The sequence below is a fragment of the Kitasatospora sp. NPDC057595 genome, from assembly GCF_042800875.1.
Lineage (GTDB): Bacteria > Actinomycetota > Actinomycetes > Streptomycetales > Streptomycetaceae > Kitasatospora.
This window is the reverse complement of record NZ_JBHVGL010000018.1, coordinates 69,594-88,808: the sequence shown is the minus strand read 5'-3', so window position 1 is coordinate 88,808 and position 19,215 is coordinate 69,594. Positions and strand designations below refer to the sequence as shown.

The following is a 19,215-nucleotide window of genomic DNA, read 5'->3' as shown; positions in this document are numbered from 1 at the left end:
TCACGGAATCCATCCGTGACACCCGGCGGGGCACTGCCGTGAGGAGTTCCCCCCACCCGAAGTCCCCGTTCGGGCACCCCCGTTGTGGTGCCGGTCTCAGATCAACCGCGACTCGGCGTGGTGGCGCCGGTGGCGGTGGGTGACGGGCGGGGGTGCCGGGCGGTGAGTGCGCTCACAAGGATTCCCTCGGCACGACGGACGGTAGTGCTCGGGCCGATACCCGGCCGGGGGTGAAAGCGTCGCAGGTCAGGGGCCTCGGCGGGGGGCCTTCGAATCGACGGAGCGCGGGATCGCTACGACGGGGCGTCGTAGTGGAGGGGTCTTGGCAGCGGGCAAACCCGTCTGGCAACAATTGGTCTCGTCGCCAGCCGCACTCGGTACCTGTCCCACCGGAGTGCGGCTCTTCACAACGACTGTCCGGCGTACGCCCCGCGACCGTTTCGGCCCCTGTCCGGCCACGGTCCGGGCGGGGCGAACGCCGGCCCAACCTGATTGAGGTCTTGTTCTTCATGCCCGCTTTCAAGCTTCGTATGCGTTCCTCCGCCGCCGTTCTCGCCGGTGCCGCCGCCGTGACCGCCCTGGGTGCCGGCCTGGTGCCCGCCGCCGCGTCCGCCGCGACCCCGTCGCCGCAGACCATCGCCGCGCAGATCGTCCCGGCGAACCAGCTCAACTCGTTCAGCCAGATCATCGCCCACGAGTCCAGCTGGAACGTGACCGCGACCAACCCGTCCTCGGGCGCGTACGGCCTGGCGCAGGCGCTGCCGGGTTCCAAGATGGCCTCGCACGGCTCCGACTGGAAGACCAGCGCCACCACCCAGATCCGCTGGGCGCTGGACTACATGAACGAGCGCTACGGCAGCCCGAACAACGCCTGGGCGTTCTGGCAGACCCACCACTGGTACTAAGCCGAGCTTCACCGGACCATCTGTCCCCCCTCACCCCGGGGTCGGACAGGGATCACCGGGGTGACCCACGGCCCGGCCGCGCGCAATCCGCGCGGCCGGGCCTTCGGGCGTTCCCGGGCCGGTCGGTGCCGGTCGGGGCCGGGAGGCTCGGACATCCGGGCCGGAAGGCTCGAATATCGAGGCCGGGGGGCTCGGATATATTCGGGCCGAGACGAAGTCCCGCCACCGCTCGGGCCCCGCCCGGCCCCGCCCGAGGAGCACCCGGTGCCCAAGTCCCCCCGCACCCCGGCGACCGCCACCACCCAGACCGTGGCGCAGGTCAACCAGACCGTGCTGCTGGAGGTGCTGCGCCGGCACGGGTCGCTGTCCCGGCAGCGGCTGGCGGCCGAGAGCGGGCTGTCGACGGCGACCGTGCACCGGCTGGTCGAGGTGCTGCGGGCGGCGGGCCAGGTGGTGGTGGAGGCCGAGCGCGCGCCGTCCAGCGGGGGCCGCCCGCCGCAGCTGATCCGGTACAACGCCGGGGCGCAGACCGTCCTCGCGGTGGCGATGCGTCCGCGCCGGATCGTCGGGGTGGTCGCCGACCTGCACGGCAGCGTGCTGCACGAGGCCGAGCACCACTGGGCGGCGGGCCTCGGGCCGGAGCGCGTCCGCGAGCCGTCCGCCGAGGACCTCACCGGACCGCTGCTGGCGCTGGTCGACGGGCTGCGGGCGTGGGCCACCCGGCACGCGGGCGCGCCGCGCGCGCTGGTGGTCGGGGTGCCCGGGGTGGTCCGGGACCGGACCGGGCTGGTGGAGTTCGCCCCGGCGCTGGACTGGCCCGGGCTGCGGCTGCGCGCGCTGCTGCACGAGCGGCTGGGCGTCCCGGTGGCGGTCGAGAGCAATGTGGACCTGGTCGCACTGGCCGTGCAGCACGGCGAGGCGGGCGCCGGGGTGAGCGACCTCGCCGCGGTGGTGGTGGGGATCGAGGTCGGCGCCGGCATCGTGCTGGACGGCCGGCTGCACCGGGGCCGGCTGGGGTCGGCGGGGGCGCTGGGGTACCTGATGGGCGACCGCCGGGCGCTGGACCGTCCGCTGGGCCGCACCGGCGACACCCAGGCCCGGATCGGCGACCACGCCGTCGACCGGCGGATCGCCGAGGCCGGGCTGACCGTCTCGGGGACGTCGGCCGAGCGGGTCGCCGAGCTGTTCCGGCTGGCACGGGAGGGCGTGCCGGCGGCGGGGCGGCTGGTCGACGAGTTCACCGACGACCTGGCCCTGCTGGTGGCCAATCTGACGAGTGTGCTCGGCCCCGAGCTCGTCGCGCTGGGCGGGCGGCTGCTCTGGGAGAGCGGCGGCGAGATGCTGCCCGCGATCGAGTCCCGGCTGCAGGGGCGGGTGCCGGTGCTGCCGCGGCTGATGATGGTGCACTCGACCACCACCGAGCTGGTGGGCGCCGCCGCGGCGGCCGTCCGGCTGGCCGACGGGGCCACCTTCATCACGCGCTGAGCCGCCCCGGGCGCACAACCTCCGGAGCGCAGGTCGGCCACAGGTCCGCCCGACTATTTCTCAATGTGATAGAAACTCCTCGTGGCCCATCGACCCAAGGAGATCCGGATGTTCGCGGCCGCCTTCGCCATGGACCCGGTCCGCTTCCCCGATGTCTACGGCCCCGAGGCGCGCGCCCGGGTGCTGGCACGCGCGGACGTCGTCGAGGACCTGGCCGAACCGGGCGGGGTCTGGGGCCCCGAGCGGCTCGACGCGGCGCCGGACGCGCTGCGCGAGGTCGAGGTGCTGCTCACCGGGTGGGGCGGCCCCGTGCTCGACGCGGCGGCGCTGGAGCGGATGCCCCGGCTGGCCCTGGTGCTGTACGCGGCCGGGTCGGTGCGGCGGATCATCACCGAGGAGTTCTGGGCGGCCGGCATCCCGATCGTCACCGCCGCCCACGCCAACGCCGTACCGGTCGCCGAGTTCACCGTCGCGCAGATCGTCTACGCGCTCAAGGACGGCTGGCGGCACGTGCTCGCCGCCCGCGCCGCCCGAGCGCCCGTCCGGTCCGGCCGGGCCCCCGGCGCGTACGGGGCCACCGTCGGCGTGCTGTCGCTCGGGGAGACCGGGCGGCTGGTCTGCGAGCGGCTGCGCGGCTACGACCTGCGGGTGATCGCCCACGATCCGTACACCGCACCGCCGCCGGGGGTGCGGGCGGTCGGCCTGGACGAACTCTTCGCCACCGCCGACGTGGTGAGCGTCCACACCCCGCTCGTCCCGGAGACCCGGGGACTCGTCGGCCGGCGCCTGCTCGCCTCGATGAAGCCCGGCGCCACCCTGGTCAACACCGCGCGCGGCGCCGTCCTCGACGAGCCGGCCCTGCTCGACGTGCTCGCCGAACGGCCCGACCTGTTCGCGGTCCTGGACGTCACCGATCCCGAACCACCGCTGCCCGGCTCGCCGTTGTTCACCCTGCCGAACGTCGTGGTCACCCCGCACCTGGCCGGCAGCCAGGGCCTGGAGCGGCGGCGCCTCGGCGACCTGGTGGTCGGCGAGTTCGAGCGGTGGGCCCACGGCGAACCGCTCCGCCACGCCCTGGAGCGCGGCGCCTACGAACGGATGGCCTGACCCGTGTCGAGCCACCTGCCCGACGTGCTGGTCGTCCTGACGGACCAGCAGACCGCCGACGCGATGGGCGCCGCCGGGAACCCGCACCTGAGCACCCCGCACATGGACGCGCTGGCCGCCGCCGGCACCCTCTACCGGCAGGCGTACTGCGCCCAGCCGCTGTGCGCGCCCTCCCGGGCCAGCCTGCTCACCGGACAGCTGCCCAGCGCGCTCGGCGTCACCGGCAACGAGGCCGCCGCGCCCGACGGCACCGCGCCGGAGCCGCTGCTGGGCCGGGTGTTCGCCGAGGCCGGCTACGACTGCGCCTACGGCGGCAAGTGGCACCTGCCCGAACTCGACCTGCCCGAGGGCCGCGGCTTCCGCCGCCTCCACCCGGCCGGTGACGACGCCGCACTCGCCCGCGCCGCGGCCGCCTTCCTCCGCACGCCGCACCCCCGCCCGTTCCTGCTGGTGCTCTCGTTCCTGGAGCCGCACGGCATCTGCGAATGGGCGCGCGGCCAGCAGCCGAAGACCGGCCCGCTGCCCGCCCCGCCGCCCGTCGCGCAGTGCCCGCCGCTGCCCGCCAACTTCCCGCCCGCACCGTACGAGGCACGGCTCCCCCGGCTCGCCCAGCGCGCCTGGGCGCACACCCACCCCACCGCCGAGTGGCGCGAGGACGACTGGCGGCGCTACCGGCAGGCGTACTACGCGCTGGTCGAGCGGGTGGACGCGAACCTCGGCGCGGTGCTGGCCGCCCTGCGCGAACACGAGCGGACGACCGGCCGGCAGACCGTCGTGGTGTTCACCTCCGACCACGGCGACGGCACCGGCGCGCACGGGTGGAACCAGAAGTGGGCGTTGTTCGAGGAGTCGGTGCGGGTGCCATTCCTGGTCAGCGGGCCCGGCGGCACGCCCGGCGAGGTCAGCGACCGGCTGGTCTCCACCGGACCGGACCTGCTGCCCACCCTCTGCGACCTCGCCGGGATCCCCGTGCCGCCCGGCCTGCCCGGGCGCAGCGTGCGGGCGCCGGAGCCCCGGGAGAGCGTGGTGGTGGAGACCCGCTGGGAGCTGCCCGGGTTCAACAACGCGCTCGGCCGGATGATCCGGGACGAGCGGCACAAGTACGTCTGCTACGCCTGGGGGGACCACCGGGAGCAGCTGTTCGACCTCACCGAGGATCGGGGCGAGATGGTCAACCTGGCGGTGGACGCCCGGCATTCGGCGCTGCTGGACCGCTTCCGCGCGCTGCTCGCCGGGCACTGTGCCCGAACCGGCGACCCGTTCGCACGCTTCGTGCCGGTCACCGAGGAGAGTTGACGACCCGTCAGTCGGATTCGGGGTCCAGGCCGAGCAGTTCGCGGGTACGGCGGTACTTGGCGGCGAGGCGTTCGGCGGTGGCCGGGTCCAGGCTCGCCAGCCGGTCCGGCGCGGAGTTGTGCGCGAGGTCGGCCTGCTTGACGACGAGGGCGCCGGGGGTGGCCAGGATGCGCGCGGTGTACTCCTCCAGCGGCTCGCCGGGCCGTTTGGTGAGCGCGTCCACGATCGCCTTGGTGGTGTCGCCGAGGGCGGCACCGGCCAGCCACTCACGCGTCAGCGCGTCGTCCTCGACGGCGTCGTGCAGCCAGCCGGCCGCGATCTGCTCCTCGCTGCCGCCGCGCTCGGCGACGCCGTGGGCGACCGCCGCCAGGTGCTCGGTGTAGGGACGGCCGTTCTTGTCGGTCTGCCCCGCGTGCGCGTTCCGGGCGATCCGCTCGACCTCGGCCAGGCTCAGGTACTCCACGCCGCCATGGTAGGCGCAGGGCCCGCCGGGCCGCGCGGGGGCCCGCCCGTGGCGGCCGTGCGCCCGGCTGATTGACTTCCGGCGTCCCGCCCACCAGGCCCCGCCGGGCCCCGCCGGGCCCCGCCCGCGACCGCACCGAGGGAGTCATGCCCAGCCTGCACCCGCTGCTGTCCGGTTTCGCCCCGATCTGGGCGCTGACCGGCGTCGGCTACCTGCTCGGCCGCAGCCGCCTGCTCGGCGAGCACGCGGAGCAGGTGCTGAATCGTTTCGTCTTCCATGCGGCCATGCCAGCGGCACTGTTCCTGATGATCGCCCGCACGCCGCTGGACCGGTTCGCCAATCCGTCGATGGCGGCGTTCGTCGCGGGCACGGTGGTCGCGGGCGGGCTCGGGCTGCTCGCCTCGCAGCGGCTGTTCGGGCGCGGAGTGCCGGAGCGGGCGCTCGGCGCGATGGCCGCCGGCTACGTCAACTCGGCCAACCTGGGCATCCCGGTGGCGGTGCAGGTGCTCGGCGACGCCTCCTTCGTGGGCCCGGTGGTGCTGTTCCAGATCCTGGTGGTCACCCCGGTGGTGCTGACCGTCCTCGACTCGCGGCGCGCCGGACTGCGGGCCGCGCTCACGCTGCCGCTGCGCAACCCGATCCTGCTGGCCGTGGGGCTCGGCGCCGCGGTGTCGGCGACCGGGTGGCACCCGCCCGCCGAGCTGAGCCGTTCCTGCGAACTGCTCGGCGGCGCGGCCGTGCCGACCGCCCTGGTGGCGCTCGGCCTCTCGCTCTGCCACCCGCCCGCCGTCACCGGCGCCTCCCGCTACCTGGAGGTCGGGACGGCGGTCGCGCTCAAGACCGTCGTCCAGCCGCTGACGGCCTGGGCGGTCGGCGCGCTGGTGCTCGGCCTGCCGGCGCACCAGCTGCTCACCGTGGTGCTGTTCTCCGCCCTGCCGACCGCTCAGAACGCGTTCACCTACGCACGCGAGTACGGCCACGGAGCCGCCTTCGCCCGGGACTCGGTGCTCGCCTCGACGCTGGTCTCGATGGCCACCCTGTCCCTGGTCGCCTGGGCCCTCGGCCCGGGCTGAGACAACCGGCCGGAGAGGGCGGGCCGAACGGACGGGACCGGTCCGGGCGCACCGGCCCGGGAAAACCGGTCGCGCCCGAACCTCCGCCGGACTAGAAAGGGCGGATGACCGACGCGCGCCCGACCTTCCGCCCGATCATCCGCCCGCTGGAGGCCCACGAGTTCGACGGCTGGGCCCGGGTCCTCACCAACACCTACGGGGAGGACACGGACGGGGCGGAACTCGCCGCCGAGCGCGCCGTCCTCGACCTCGACCGCTCCCTCGCCGCGTTCGACGAGGACGGCGAACCGGTCGGCGGAGCCGCCGCGCACATCCGCCGGCTCACCGTGCCCGGCGCCGAACTTCCCGTCGCCGGCGTCACCTGGGTCGGCGTCTCCCCCACCCACCGCCGCCGGGGTGTCCTCACCGCCCTGATGCGCCGCCAGCTCGACGACCTGCGCGCACGCGGCACCGAGCCGATCGCCGCCCTGCGCGCCTCGGAGGCCGGCATCTACGGCCGCTTCGGCTACGGCCCGGCCACCCGGGGCGCGCTGTTCCACGCCGACAAGCGCCTCCTGCGGCTGCGCCCCGGCACCGACCTCGGCACGGGAACCGTCCGGCTCCTGGACGCCGGGCGGGCCCGGCCGCTGGTCGCCGCCGTCTACGACCGGGTGCGCCGCGAGCGGGCCGGCTGGCCGGACCGCACCGAGCCGTTCTGGGACGCCCGGCTCCGGGACGACGCGGGCTCGCGCGGCGGCGCCACCGCCCTGCGTCACGCCGTCCACCGCGCGGCCGACGGCACCCCCGACGGTTATGCGCTGTACCGGCTCAAGGACGACGGCGAGAACAGCGCCGTCCGGGTCGTCGAGGTGACCGCCGCGACGGTCCCGGCGTACGCGGCGCTCTGGGACCACCTCATCGGGATCGACCTCTTCTTCCGGCTGGAGTACGAGGGCGCGCCCGACGAACCGCTGGTGCACCTGCTCACCGACCCGCGCGTCGCCCGGGTCAGTACCGTGGACCGGCTCTGGGTCCGGCTGGTGGACGTCGGCCGCGCGCTCGCCGCCCGCCGGTACGCCACGCCGCTGGACGTCGTGCTCGACGTCCGGGACGACTTCTGCCCGTGGAACGCCGGGCACCACCGGCTGGTGGCCGACGGCGACACGGTCTCGTGCGAGCCCACCACCGCTCCGGCCGACCTGCGGCTGTCCGCGGCCGAGCTCGGCGCGGCCTACCTCGGCGGCACCACACTGGTCTCGCTCGCCGCCGCCGGCCGGGTGACGGAGTTGCGCCCGGGGGCGCTGGACGCCTGCAGCACGGCGTTCCGGGGAGCGCGCGAGCCGTTCTGCCCGGCCGGGAAGGCCTTCCCGGCCTACTGAGCGCGACGGCGCCCGCCCCGGGCTCCGACCGGGGGCGGGCACCGTGCGATTCACCGGTCCCGGACGGCGATCAGCTCGCGGCCGCGCAGCGTGTACAGCACGCCGGCATCGTCGGCCGCGACCCGGGCTCCGCTGTACCACTCGGCGTCCACCTGGACGAGCACGGTGGCGGCCAGCGTCACGGGGTCCAGGCGGAAGAGCGTCTTCTCGCTGATCCCGTACAGCCGGCCGCGGGCCACCAGCAGCCGCGGGTTGGCCGAGGTGATCGCCCGCAGGTCGGAGCGGACGTCGATCACCGGGGCGCGGCCCGGCCGGGCGGTCCGCAGGTCCGCGGCGAAGGCCTGCCCGTTCACCGTGATGCCGAACAGCCGGTGCCCGTGCACCTCCAGGCTGCTGATGCCCGAGCCGAAGTCGGTGGTGGTCCGCCACAGTTCGCGCCCGGCCACCGGGTCCCAGGCGGCCAGGTCGCCGCGCGGGCCGGCGGTCTTGGCGTTGTCGCCGCCGAGGAACGCCTGTCCGTGCCCGGCTGCCACGGCGCGCACCAGCTGCTCCGGGCCGAGCGGGTCGACGTGCACGGTCGGCTGCCCGCTGCCGGGGCGGTAGGTGACGAACGAGCCGCCGCCGGTGGTGTCGGCCTGCACGCCGAGCAGCAGCAGGCGGTGCTCGTCGTCCCAGCGCACGGTCTGCGGGCGGTTCTGCTCCTGCGGCAGCCTCGCCTCCTGGACCGGCACCTCGTCGGCCCACGGCCGGTACCGCCAGATCCCCTGCGAGGAGTAGACGCCCAGGTAGAGGGTGCCGTCGTCGAGGACCACGGTGTCCTTGGCCTCGCCGGGGACGGGGAGCTTCCGCACCGTCCCGGCGTTCAGGTCGTGCAGCGCGACCGAGCCGTTGCCGCCGACGTACACCCGGCCGTACCGGGCGGCCACCGACATGCCGAGCTGCGCCTCGGCGGGCGCACCGGCGGCCACCAGGTCGGTGGTGGTCACGGCGCCGGTGCTGGTGGAGAGGGTCCAGGCGGTGCCGCCCTCGGTGACACCGGCCAGGGTGTCACCGATCCGGCCCAGGCCCCAGGAGTTGCCGTCGGGCACGGGCACCGCGAAGGCCTCCGGAGCGTCCGCGCCGAGCCGGTAGCGCCAGACGGTGCCGTGCTCGGTGGAGGTGAACCAGACGGTGTCGCCGAGGCGTTGGAAGTTGGTGACGCTCTTGGTGCCCGGCACCGGGAAGGAGCGCAGCACGGCATGGGTGGCCGGGTCCAGCAGGGCGACGTGGGCGGGCCTGCCCTCGGTCGAGACGGCGAGCAGGTCGTCGCCGAGGGCGGTGATCTGGCGCACGATGGTGTCGGCCGCGAGCTCGGGCGGGGTGATGTCGGCGACCCGGCCGGTGGCCCGCTCGACCGCGAACAGCGAGGCCAGGGTGGCCCCGCCGCCGCCCGCGAGGTTGCTGCCGACGCCCAGGTAGGCGTGGGTCGCGGTGGCCTCGACGGCCCGGCCCTGGGTGGCGCCCGGCGCGGGCGAGGCGACCTCGGAAAGCACACCGGTCGCGGGGTCGTAGGCGTACAGCCCGGGGCCGGCCGCCCGGCCCTTCTGCCGGCCGGTGGCGAACAGCACGCCGTCGGGGGCGACCGCGACGTCCCGCACGTCCGCGCCGGGCACGGTGGCGAGGCCGCGCACGCTGCCGTCGGCCGGGTCGAAGCGGTAGAGGTTGGCGGCCTTCGGCGCGTCCGTGACCCCGAGGTACAGCACGCCGGCGTGAGCGGCCGAGCCCTGCACGAAGTTGCCGGTCGGCAGGACGGCGGTGCCGGTGACGCGGCCGGTCGGCACGTGGTAACCGACCACCTTGGCCGGGGCCAGGTTGCGCGAGCCGATCCAGAGCGTCTCACCGATCAGGGTGGCGCTCATCAGCGGGAAGTCGGCGTTGCCCGGGCCGAGTCCGGTCACCTCGGGGGTGCCGGACGGGCGGCGCGGCGCGGCCTGGGCGGGCCCGGCGCCGAGCGCGCCGGCCGCCGTCAGGGCGGTCACGGAGGCCGCGCCGCGCAGGAGCTGGCGGCGGGACGGTCGAGCGGACGGCGTCATGGGGTTCCTCGGAGGAGTCGGATCGGGTTCAGTGCCGCCCGGCGGCGGCGAGCAGCCCGCGGGTGTACGGATGCTCGGGGGCGGTGAACAGCCGCTCGGTGGGGGCCTGTTCGACCACCCTGCCGTGCCGCATCACCAGCACCTCGTCGCAGAGGTGGCGGACCAGCGCGAGGTCGTGCGAGATGAACACCAGGCCGACGCCGGTGCGGTGGCGCAGGTCGAGCAGCAGGTTGAGGATCTGCGCCTGCACCGAGACGTCCAGCGCGGAGGTGGGCTCGTCGGCCACCAGCACCTCCGGCCCGACGGCGAGCGCCCGGGCGACGGCCACCCGCTGACGCTGGCCGCCGGACAGCCGGTGCGGCAGCGCGTCCAGCAACTCGGCGGGCAGGCCCACGAGTTCGACCAGTTCCTCGATGCGCCCGAGTGGCAGCCCGTGGGCGAGCAGCGGCTCGGCGAGCGCCTCGCGCACGGTCATCCGCGGGCTGAGCGAGGCGTACGGGTCCTGGAAGACGAACTGGACCCGGCGGCGCAGCGCGCGTTCCTCCGCCGCGGTGGCCCCCTCCCAGGACCGGCCGCCGACCCGGACGGTGCCGGAGCTCGGGCGCAGCAGCCCGAGCAGGGCGCGGGCCAGTGTCGACTTGCCGGAGCCGGACTCGCCGATCACCCCGACGGCCCGGCCCGCCGCGGCGGTCAGGCCGACGCCGTCGAGCGCGGGCGCGCCTCGGCGGCGGCGTCCGTAGCGGACGGTGAGGTTCTCGGCGACCAGCACCGGTTCGGCGGCGGGCTCCGGTTCGGCGGCGGGCACGGCCTTCGTGGACACAGCGGGCTCCGCGAGCGCCTCGGGCGCCTCGGGCGCCTCGGGGGCGGCCGGGGCCGCCTCCCCCGGCGCCACCGGCACGTGGCAGGCGTACCCGCGCTCCCCGCCCGTCCCCGACTCCGCCGCCCATCCGGGCGCCTCCTGCCCGCACCGCTCCACCGCGGCGGCGCAGCGCGGCGCGAACGCGCAGCCCGGCAGCGGCTCCCCGGCGGCGGGCGGGCGGCCGCCGATCACGGCGAGCGGCAGCCCGCGCGGGCCGTCCAGCCGGGGCACGGCGGCCAGCAGTCCGGCCGTGTAGCGGTGTCGCGGCTCCGCCAACAGCCGCTCGACCGGGGCACGTTCGGCGATCCGCCCGGCGTACATGACCTGGACGGTGTCGCAGCTTCGGGCGACCACGCCGAGGTCGTGGGTGATCAGCAGGACGGCGGTACCGGTCTCGTCGCGGAGCCGGACCAGCAGGTCGAGGATGCCCGCCTGGGTGGTCGGGTCGAGGGCGGTGGTGGGTTCGTCGGCGATCAGCAGGTCGGGCCGGTTGACCATCGCCATGGCGATCAGCACGCGCTGGCGCATGCCGCCGGAGAACTCGTGCGGGCGGTCGCGGTAGCGGCGGGCCGGCTCGGGGATGCCGACCAGGTCGAGGAGTTCGAGCGCACGGGCGCGGGCGTCGGTCCGGCTCGCGCCGTGCACCAGGGCGGCCTCGGCGAGCTGGCGGCCGATCGGCATCCGGGGGTTGAGGTAGGCGAGCGGGTCCTGGAAGACCATGCCGATCCGCCGGCCCCGGACGGCGCGGACGGCGGGTCCGGGGAGGGTGAGCAGGTCGGTGCCGTCCAGGCGGACGGTGCCGGCGGTGGTCCGGCAGCCGGGCGGCAGCATCCGGTTGACGGCGAGCGCGGTGAGCGTCTTGCCGGATCCGGACTCGCCGACCAGGCCGAGGATCTCGCCCGGGCGGATGGTGAAGTCGACGCCGTGGACCACCTGGTGAGGTCCGGCCTCGACGCGCAGCCCGGCCACCTCCAGTAGCGGCGATGCGGTCGTCGGAGGCGTCGGAGGCGTCGGAGGCGTCGGAGTCGTCGCGGCCGCAGGGGCCGTCGGGGTGTTCGTCGTCGGCGCGGTCACCGCAGCTTCTCCCGGTTGAACGAGTCGGCGAGCAGGGTCAGTCCGAAGACCAGCAGGCCCAGCAGCAGCACCGGCGCGAGGGCGTAACCCGGGTGCAGGAAGAGGTACTTGCTACCGGTGTTGATCATCGTGCCGAGCGAGGGGGTGGGCGGCTGGATGCCGAAGCCGAGCACGCTCAGGCCGCCCTCGATCTTGGCGGCGTGCGCCATCGCCACGGCCAGCAGCGCGGTGGCGGCGTCGGTGACGTTGGGCAGCACGTACCGGCGCAGCGTGCGCGCCCTCGGCACGCCGAGCACCCGGGCGGCCACCACGTGGTCGCGGGCGAGCTGGGCGAGCAGGGCGGCCCGGGCCTGCCGGCCGAAGACGGGCAGCGCGCTCAGCACGACGGTCACCACGACGCTGCCGAGGCCGGGACGCACGATCAGCGCGATCGCCAGCCCCAGCAGCAGCCCGTGGAAGCCGAGCAGCAGGTCGAACAGGCGCTGGACGACCTCGCCGAGCAGCCGGTTCAGGCCGCCGAGCAGCCCGAGCAGGGTGCCGAGCACGGCGGCGACGGGGACGGCCAGCAGACAGACCAGCAGCTCGATCCGGACCCCGTACAGCGCGCGGGCCAGCAGGTCGCGGCCGACCTCGTCGGTGCCGAGCGGGTGGGACCAGGACGGTCCGGCCAGCGCCTCGCGGCCCTGCTGGTAGGGGTCGGCGGGGAGCAGCAGCGGGCCGAGCAGCCCGAGCAGCACCACCAGGGCGACCAGCACCGCGCCGGTCCGCCCGCGCCGGTCGCGCAGCACGGCGGGCACGGCGGAGGGCAGCGCGCGGCGACCGATCGCGGCGAGAACGGACGTGGTGCTCATCGGGCCTCCCCGGCGCCGGCGCGGGCGATCCGCGGGTCCAGTCGGCCGACCAGCAACTCGGAGCCGAGCTGCACGGTGACGGCCACCGCGACCGCGAGCATGATCAGGGTCTGCGCGACCGGGTAGTCCCGCTGGTTGATCGCGTCGAGCAGCAGCTGTCCGAGGCCGTGCCGCGCGAACAGCTGCTCGGCGACGACGGCGCCGCCGAGCAGCTCCCCCAGGTTGAGCCCGAACTCGACGCAGAACGGCGCGAGGCTGTTGGGGAGCACGTGCCGCAGCAGGATCCGCCGGGGCGGGGCGCCCTTGGCGATCGCGGTGAGCACGAACTCCTCCTGCCGGGTGCGCCGCAGCTCGGTGGCGAGCAGCCGGGCGAGCACCACCGAGCCGGGCAGGGCCAGGGCGACGGCGGGCAGCGCCAGGTACTGCACGGACAGGTCCGGCGCGGTGAGGAGGTCCCGCTCGCCGCCGGCCGGCAGGACGCGCAGCAGCACGGCGAAGACGAAGACGAACAGCACCGCCGTGACGTACACCGGCAGGGCGAGCACGGCGGTGGTGAGCGGGTCGAGCGCCCGGGCCAGCCGGCCGCGCCGCTCGGCGGCCAGCGCGGCGCCCAGCAGCAGGCCGAGGACGAGCATCAGCAGGCCCGCGGCGATGGCGAGTTGGACGGTGGATCCGAGGCTCTGGCCGATCATCCGGGTGACCGGTTCGCGGTAGTGGAAGGAGAGTCCGGGGTCGCCGCGGAGCAGCCCGCCGAGCCAGGTGGCGTACTGGACGGGCAGCGGCCGGTCCACGCCGAGCTGGCGGCCGAGGTGGTCGCGCTGCTCCTGGTCGGCCTCGGCGCCGAGCGCGGCGGAGACCGGGTCGCCGGGGGCCAGGCGGAGCAGCAGGAAGACGGCCACCGAGGCGAGCCAGAGGGTGGCCAGGGCTCCGGCGGCCTTTCTGGTCCAGTACGGCACGGGGTTCTCCGGGGGTGGGCGGGGCGGCGTGCGGGGGTCACCGTCCCCGGGCGGTGGGGGTCGTCCGGGGACGGCGGTCGGCGGTCGACTGTCGGCGGTCGCGGTCGCGGTCGGCGGTCGGTGCCGGGGAAAGGCCTAGGCGTCCCGGCGGGTGTCGGTCAGCTTCAGGTAGCCCAGCGCGCTGGTGGACACGTCCCGCACCGAGGAGGCGAAGGCGTAGGTCTCCCAGGCGTGCGCGAGGGTGATGTGGAAGGACTGCGCGAGCAGGTACTCGGACAGCTCGTGGTTGACGTCGGCCCGGGCCCGCTCGTCGGCGGCGGCGAAGGCGCGGGCCTGGAGGTCGGCGTAGGCCGGGTCGGTGACGTGCGAGGTGTTCCGGCCGACCTGCAGCGGCCCGGAGACGGTGATGCCGCTGAGCGGGGAGACGCTGACCATGCCGTGGTTGGCCACGAACAGGCCCTCCAGGGTGCCCTGCTGGATCTTCGGCTGGAGGGCCGCGTTGTCCAGCAGCTGCACGTCGACGCCGAAGCCGGCCTGCTCCAGGTCGTACTTGACCAGTTCGACCAGCGAGCTGAACACCGGCGAGTTGGCGGCGGTGAGCGGCACCCTGACGCCCTCCGCGCCGGCCTCGCGCAGCAGCCCGCGCGCCTTCTCCGGGTCGTGCTTGTAGCGGGTGACCTGGTCCGGGGTGACACCGGGGGTGGTGGACGGCCAGGGCAGGCTGCTCGCCTCGGCGTGGCCGCCGTAGACCTGGTCGACGATCCGCTCGCGGTCCACCGCGTGCTGCAGCGCCTGGCGGACCCGGAGGTCGTCGAAGGGCTTGGAGGTGACGACCACGCCGAGGAAGGCCTGCTGGTAGGAGGCCTTGGCGGACTGCACGGTGAAGCCGGGGTTGCCCGCCAGCACCTTGAGGTCGCGCCCGGGGACCGCCCCGATCAGGTGCCCCTGCCCGGACTGCAGGGCGGACAGCGCGGCCTGACTGCTCGTCACCGATCGGACGGTGATCCGCTCGAAGCGCGGGCGCCCGCTCTGCCAGTAGCGCTCGTTGCGGACGAGGTCGAGCTGGTTGCCGCCCTTGAACGACTGCCAGGTGAAGGGTCCGGTGCCGTTGACGGTGTCGCTCGCCCGGCCCTCGACGTAGGTGCGCGCGTCCACCACCGGGTTGAAGGCGAGCGCGTCGAACAGGTTGCTGGTGGGCTTGGCGAGGGTGAGGGTGACCTCGTTCCGCCCGCTCGCCCTGACGTCGGCGAGGCGTTCCAGCAGCGGCTTGACCTGGGAGGTCTTGGTGGCGCCGACCAGCGAGAAGACGACGTCGTCGGCCTCCAGCGCCCGCCCGTCGTGGAAGGTGACGTCCTCGCGCAGCTTGAGCACCAGCTTCAGCCGGTCGGCGCTCCACTCCCAGGAGGTGGCCAGCCAGGGCACCGGCTGGAGGGTCGCCGGGTCGAGGTCGACCAGCCGGTCCAGGACGAGGTTGACGAACGCCGGGGTGTCCGGGCCGCGGTGGAGCAGCTGGGTGGGGTCCGGCGCGCTGCCGTAGACGATCTGCAGGTCGGGCGCGGACGCCGCGGCACTGGCGCCGGGGGCGGCGCCCGCGTCCGGGTCGGTGGCCGAGCGGCAGCCCGCCGCCAGCAGGGCCGCTCCGGCGCTCAGGCCGAGGAAGCCTCTTCGGGGCAGGCCGTGGTGACGGGCCGCTTCGCTCATGGTGCTGCTACCTCTTGGTGGTTGGGGGTTCTGCGGGAGGCGGGCCGGGCGGCCGGCTCAGTACTGGGTGACGACCACGCTGTCGCTGTAGAGCACCACGTCGGGCCCGCCGGTCGGGTACGGAATGCCCTTGGCCGGGTTCCAGTTGGCCCGGTAGATCCCGGTCTTGAAGTACGGGGCCTGGTTCTGGTGGTAGTTGTTGAGCCCGCTGTGCGCGCCGACCTGCACGCCGTCGCGGTACACCGTGATCGAGCCGGGCGTGCTGTCGGTGGACCAGGTCACGTCGAACGCCCACTGGTTCCAGTGCCCGAACTGGACGGTGCCGAGCGGGATCACCGCCTCGGCGACGGTGGCCGGGTCGGTGAGCCAGTGCACCTTGAGGCGCCAGCTGCCGTCCTTGACGGTGAGGGCGATCGGCGGCTTGGTGTCGCTGCCGTCGGCGAGCGGGTAGCCGTGCCACTGGGCGACGATCGTCTCGGTGGAGGTCTGCACCCAGTCGGCGGGCAGGTAGTCGGCGAGGGCGAAGCGGTAGCTGCCCCAGCCGAGGGCGTTCACGGCCACCTCGGAGCGGTAGGACACACCGTCGTTGGGGACGCTGAAGCGGGCGGCGAGGCCGGAGCCGCCGGCGGGCGCGCCGGTGACGGTGATGGTGCCGTTGCCGTCGATGCGCTGGCGGGTCCAGTGGGAGACGGTGCCGGACTCGAAGTCGTCGGCGAACACGGTGCCGGCCGTGGTGGCGGCCGTCGTGGCGGCGGCGGTGCCGTTCGCGACGGCCGCCGGGGCGGCGAGGGTGCCGGTCAGCAGGGCGGCGGCCAGCACGGTGCCGGCCGCGCGGCGCGCGGAGGTGAGGGCGGACATGGGGTACTCCTCGATCGGTACGGGTCGGTGGAACGGCGGGCGGTGACCGGGGCGGCCGGCCGACGACGGTGGGCAGGCGTCAGCCGGCCCGTCGACAGGAGGCCACCGGTCCGCCGGCCCCCGCGCGGCCCACCCAGACCGGGCTGGACCAGGCCCACTGGTCGTTCAGCTGCCGGACCCGTACGTGGTAGAAGTCGCCGTCCCCGCCCGGCCGTTCGTCGACCAGATCGAGATCGGCGGCGAGCTCGCGGCCGGGCACCGCCCGGTCGAAGCGGTAGGCGCCCGAGACGAAGCCGCCGATGAAGCCGGTCCGCGGCCCTTCCCGCAACTCGCCGACGCTGTAGGAGGTCTCGACGCCGTTGACGAGCGCCGTCAGCCTGGTCCGGTCGTCGCCGGAGACGGCCAGCGAGAAGCCCTGGGTGGCGTCGGTCGCGGTGTTCGGGTTGCCCTCGGTGACGGTCCGCAGCCGCACCTCGCCCGGCCCGGTGCGCCACCAGTCGTGCGGCCGGTAGCTCGCGGGCTCCGCCTCCGCCGGGGCCACCGTCTCCGAGCCGCGCAACCGGGGCTGGACGTCGAGCAGTTCACCGCCCTCGACGCGCAGGACGACGTCCCAGTCCACGGCCGCCTCGCGCCGGCCCCAGCCGACGGCGAAGCCGAGCGTGCCGTCGAAGCCCTTCCCCCCGCCCGCGGCCGCGAGGATCTCGGGCCGGGAGAGACGGTGGATCGGCACGCCGTTGCGGACCACCTCGACGTGGTCGAGGGCGTCCCGGCCGCGCACGGTGACCTGGATCCGGCGGCGGTCGGCGGACGGCGCCTCGCCGCCCATCGGCACGCCGTTGACCGAGGTGGCGAGCAGGATGCGGTCACCGGTGATCGCGTAGGTGCGGCGCGCCTGGACGGCGTCCCAGACCGCCGTCCGGGTCAACTCGGGCGCCCAGACGGCGAGTCGGCCGTGACCGTGACTGCCGGGGAAGGCGCTGTGGTGGTCGGTGGAGCCGATCAGCCCGAACCGGTGGCCGAGCCGCAGCCCGTGCACGGCGGTGCCGGTGGTGTCGCGCGGCCCCATGGTGTGCAGGTAGTTTCGCGGCGCCTCGTCGGACTCGGCGCAGCCGTGCATCGACATCACCTCGACCACCGGGGCGAACTCCTCGGTGTACGCGTCCCAGTTGATGCCGCGCCGTCCGGTGCCGTAGCCGATGTGGTGCGGGAGCGCCCAGGTCCGCACGCCCTCGGCGGCGAGCGTTCGCAGCCGGGCGCGCAGCCCGTCCAGGTCGGCGGCGCGGATGATCTCGCCGCGCGGGCCGTCGAAGTACACGCAGTGGTCGCCGTACGCGAGGCTGTGCCACTCGAAGGACTGGAAGGTGACGAAGCGCCCGTCCTGGTGGGCGGCGGCGGTGACCTCCTGGACGTGCTCCCAGCGGTCGGCGAGGCGGGCGAAGCCCTCGGTGTGGTAGTCGACCAGGCCGGCCAGCTCGGGAGTGCGCTCGGGCAGATCGGGCCACCAGCCGTGGCCGGTGACGCTGGCGAAGTCGAGCTGGAGGCGGGCGTTGGCGTAGGCGTCCTCGATGGAACCGTGGCCGTAGCTGATCCCGCAGTGGTTGTGGAGGTCGCCGACGTAGAGGCCGAGACCGCCGTAGCCGGGTGCGTCGGTGGTGGGGGCTGTCATCGGTTCGGGGCTTCCTCTGTTTGATCGACTCTGAGAAGAAGTCTTTCCCGATCTTCGAGGGAGGGTCAAGGCCGGGCCGAGCGGCGTCGTCCGATCGCCACAGGGGGAAACATGTGATTCACAGAGCCATCCCACGTGACAGGCCGCTTGCGATGCAGGCCGGCCCATCTCCATCGCCCGGAAGAGGCTCCGCCACTTTCTATCGATCTGATAGAAAGTGGCGGACATCCCGCCACCGCCCCGTGAGGACGACACCCCGACGATGCCGATCACCACCCTGCCCACCGCACCCGACCTCTCCGGCTCCGCACTGGTCCGCGCGCCCGAACACCCCGAGCCCGGCTACTGGGCGGGCTGCCCGAGCGTGCGCTACGAGCCCGACCGCGACCGCTTCCTGCTCACCTACCGCGAGCGCCGCCCGCGCGGCACCGAGACTTCGGCCGCCGACCAGGACCGGGGCTGGCGCTGCGCCGTGGCCGAGAGCCGGGACGGCGTGGAGTTCCGCGACCTCTGGTCCGTGGAGCGCGCCGAGCTCGGCTCGCCCTCCATGGAGCGCTTCGCCCTGCTCCGGCGCGACGACGACTACCTGCTCCACCTCAGCTACGTCGACCCCGTCGACCGGCGCTGGCGGATCGACGCGCTGCGCGCCGACACCCCCGAGTCCTTCGACCTCGCCACCCGCACCCCGGTCCTCACCGCCGCCGGCACCGGCACCGAGGGCGTCAAGGACCCGTACCTGCTCGAACACGACGGCGGCGTCCGGCTGTTCGCGACCGTCTCGCGGTCCCGCGACTTCACCGCCGGGGAACGCGCCCGCGCCCACGCCACCGCCGACATCCACACCACCGGCCTGACCGTCCAGCCCACCGCACTCGCCGGCTCCCCCGACGGCCTGCGGTTCACCGCCCCGCCCGGCCGGGCCGCCGAGGTCCTCGACGTCGGCCCGGCCGGCGCCTGGGACGCCTACGAGTCACGGATCACCGCCGTGCTGCCCGACGGCTCCGGCGGCTGGCTCGCGCTCTACGACGGCTCGGCCGACGCGGACGGCAACTACGAGGAGCGGTGCGGGCTCGCCGCCTCCGCCGATCTGCGCCACTGGCAGCGCCTGACGCCCGACGGCCCGTGGCTGGACGTCCGCTACGCCGACGTGGTGGCCGCCCGGGGCCGCTGGTACCTGTACTACGAGTGGACCCGCCCGGACGGCGCCCACGAGCTGCGGGTCGCCGTCCTCGACGAGTTCGCCGGCCTGCGCCCCTAGGGTGCTCCAGGGTCCGCCTTCAAGCCCCAGGACCTCGCGGGTCGCGGGCTGCCGACGAGGCCCCCGTCGACGACGAAGTCGGCGTCCGTGATGCTCGCCGCGCCGGGACCGGCCAGGAAGACCACGAGGCCCGCGATCTCCGGCGGACGGGTGAAGCGGCCGGTCACCGACCGGGCCCCGGCGCCGCGGACCGCGCCGCCGGGGCCGACGCCACGGGACCGTCCGACCGCGGC

Annotated in this window: 15 protein-coding genes; 7 read left to right on the top strand and 8 right to left on the bottom strand. The window is 75.1% G+C overall.

The features are described from left to right. Positions 1-530: 530 nt before the first annotated feature. From ACFU9E_RS25235 to ACFU9E_RS25220, 4 genes are all read left to right on the top strand, one after another. Positions 531-905: a transglycosylase SLT domain-containing protein gene (locus ACFU9E_RS25235; protein WP_380715351.1), complete on the top strand. Its 375-nt coding sequence runs from the start codon at positions 531-533 to the stop codon at positions 903-905. Positions 906-1,169: 264 nt separating this feature from the next. Next, positions 1,170-2,390 carry an ROK family transcriptional regulator gene (locus ACFU9E_RS25230; protein WP_380681234.1) on the top strand — a complete coding sequence of 407 codons (1,221 nt, stop codon included), beginning with the start codon at positions 1,170-1,172 and terminating at the stop codon, positions 2,388-2,390. Positions 2,391-2,471: 81 nt separating this feature from the next. Beyond that, entirely contained in the window at positions 2,472-3,497 is a 1,026-nt protein-coding gene (locus ACFU9E_RS25225) for a hydroxyacid dehydrogenase (protein WP_380681232.1), read from the top strand. 3 nt (positions 3,498-3,500) lie between these two features. After that, a complete protein-coding gene (locus tag ACFU9E_RS25220) occupies positions 3,501-4,793 on the top strand; it encodes a sulfatase (RefSeq protein WP_380681230.1) in 1,293 nt (430 codons plus the stop codon). A 7-nt stretch (positions 4,794-4,800) separates the two neighbouring features. Here the strand turns inward: ACFU9E_RS25220 and ACFU9E_RS25215 are convergent, their stop codons facing one another. After that, positions 4,801-5,256, bottom strand: a complete 456-nt coding sequence (locus ACFU9E_RS25215) for an HD domain-containing protein (protein WP_380681227.1) — start codon at positions 5,254-5,256, stop codon at positions 4,801-4,803. Positions 5,257-5,402: 146 nt separating this feature from the next. Here ACFU9E_RS25215 and ACFU9E_RS25210 point away from each other — a divergent pair, with 146 nt between their 5' ends. Both ACFU9E_RS25210 and ACFU9E_RS25205 read left to right on the top strand, forming a co-directional pair. Next, complete coding sequence (locus ACFU9E_RS25210) at positions 5,403-6,329, top strand: AEC family transporter (RefSeq protein ID WP_380681224.1); 927 nt, start codon at positions 5,403-5,405, stop codon at positions 6,327-6,329. A 104-nt stretch (positions 6,330-6,433) separates the two neighbouring features. Further along, the gene (locus tag ACFU9E_RS25205) at positions 6,434-7,687 is read left to right on the top strand and encodes a GNAT family N-acetyltransferase (protein ID WP_380681221.1); all 1,254 of its coding nucleotides are present in this window, start codon (positions 6,434-6,436) and stop codon (positions 7,685-7,687) included. 50 nt (positions 7,688-7,737) lie between these two features. Here ACFU9E_RS25205 and ACFU9E_RS25200 read toward each other — a convergent pair whose 3' ends face one another. The 7 genes from ACFU9E_RS25200 to ACFU9E_RS25170 all read right to left on the bottom strand — a co-directional run bounded on the left by ACFU9E_RS25200 (position 7,738) and on the right by ACFU9E_RS25170 (position 17,724). Next, the gene (locus tag ACFU9E_RS25200; protein ID WP_380681218.1) at positions 7,738-9,759 is read right to left on the bottom strand and encodes a hypothetical protein; all 2,022 of its coding nucleotides are present in this window, start codon (positions 9,757-9,759) and stop codon (positions 7,738-7,740) included. 28 nt (positions 9,760-9,787) lie between these two features. Continuing rightward, on the bottom strand, positions 9,788-11,587 hold the full coding sequence (locus tag ACFU9E_RS25195) for a dipeptide ABC transporter ATP-binding protein (protein WP_380681215.1): 1,800 nt from the start codon (positions 11,585-11,587) through the stop codon (positions 9,788-9,790). A 101-nt stretch (positions 11,588-11,688) separates the two neighbouring features. After that, the gene (locus ACFU9E_RS25190; RefSeq protein ID WP_380681212.1) at positions 11,689-12,543 is read right to left on the bottom strand and encodes an ABC transporter permease; all 855 of its coding nucleotides are present in this window, start codon (positions 12,541-12,543) and stop codon (positions 11,689-11,691) included. After that, positions 12,540-13,499, bottom strand: coding sequence for an ABC transporter permease (locus tag ACFU9E_RS25185; RefSeq protein WP_380681209.1), 960 nt, complete (start codon positions 13,497-13,499; stop codon positions 12,540-12,542). Before ACFU9E_RS25185 ends, ACFU9E_RS25190 begins: the two co-directional genes overlap by 4 nt. Before the next feature lie 135 nt (positions 13,500-13,634). Further along, positions 13,635-15,200 (bottom strand): ABC transporter substrate-binding protein, encoded by a 1,566-nt coding sequence (locus tag ACFU9E_RS25180; protein ID WP_380681206.1) that lies wholly within the window; start codon positions 15,198-15,200, stop codon positions 13,635-13,637. 57 nt (positions 15,201-15,257) lie between these two features. Beyond that, positions 15,258-16,058 carry a polysaccharide lyase gene (locus tag ACFU9E_RS25175; protein ID WP_380681203.1) on the bottom strand — a complete coding sequence of 267 codons (801 nt, stop codon included), beginning with the start codon at positions 16,056-16,058 and terminating at the stop codon, positions 15,258-15,260. Between the two features lie 79 nt (positions 16,059-16,137). Then, on the bottom strand, positions 16,138-17,724 hold the full coding sequence (locus tag ACFU9E_RS25170; protein ID WP_380681200.1) for a DUF3604 domain-containing protein: 1,587 nt from the start codon (positions 17,722-17,724) through the stop codon (positions 16,138-16,140). Positions 17,725-17,986: 262 nt separating this feature from the next. On the opposite strand from ACFU9E_RS25170, the gene ACFU9E_RS25165 reads away from it, so the two are divergent. Then, positions 17,987-18,982, top strand: a complete 996-nt coding sequence (locus tag ACFU9E_RS25165) for a hypothetical protein (protein WP_380681197.1) — start codon at positions 17,987-17,989, stop codon at positions 18,980-18,982. Positions 18,983-19,215: the final 233 nt, after the last annotated feature.

Bases quoted from the DNA above. Each gene is read 5' to 3' on its own strand.
- ACFU9E_RS25210 (WP_380681224.1), top strand. From the start codon at position 5,403: ATGCCCAGCCTGCACCCGCTGCTGTCCGGTTTCGCCCCGATCTGGGCG.
- ACFU9E_RS25165 (WP_380681197.1), top strand. From the start codon at position 17,987: ATGCCGATCACCACCCTGCCCACCGCACCCGACCTCTCCGGCTCCGCA.
- ACFU9E_RS25235 (WP_380715351.1), top strand. From the start codon at position 531: ATGCGTTCCTCCGCCGCCGTTCTCGCCGGTGCCGCCGCCGTGACCGCC.
- ACFU9E_RS25190 (WP_380681212.1), bottom strand. From the start codon at position 12,543: ATGAGCACCACGTCCGTTCTCGCCGCGATCGGTCGCCGCGCGCTGCCC.
- ACFU9E_RS25180 (WP_380681206.1), bottom strand. From the start codon at position 15,200: ATGAGCGAAGCGGCCCGTCACCACGGCCTGCCCCGAAGAGGCTTCCTC.
- ACFU9E_RS25200 (WP_380681218.1), bottom strand. From the start codon at position 9,759: ATGACGCCGTCCGCTCGACCGTCCCGCCGCCAGCTCCTGCGCGGCGCG.
- ACFU9E_RS25175 (WP_380681203.1), bottom strand. From the start codon at position 16,058: ATGTCCGCCCTCACCTCCGCGCGCCGCGCGGCCGGCACCGTGCTGGCC.
- ACFU9E_RS25170 (WP_380681200.1), bottom strand. From the start codon at position 17,724: ATGACAGCCCCCACCACCGACGCACCCGGCTACGGCGGTCTCGGCCTC.
- ACFU9E_RS25205 (WP_380681221.1), top strand. From the start codon at position 6,434: ATGACCGACGCGCGCCCGACCTTCCGCCCGATCATCCGCCCGCTGGAG.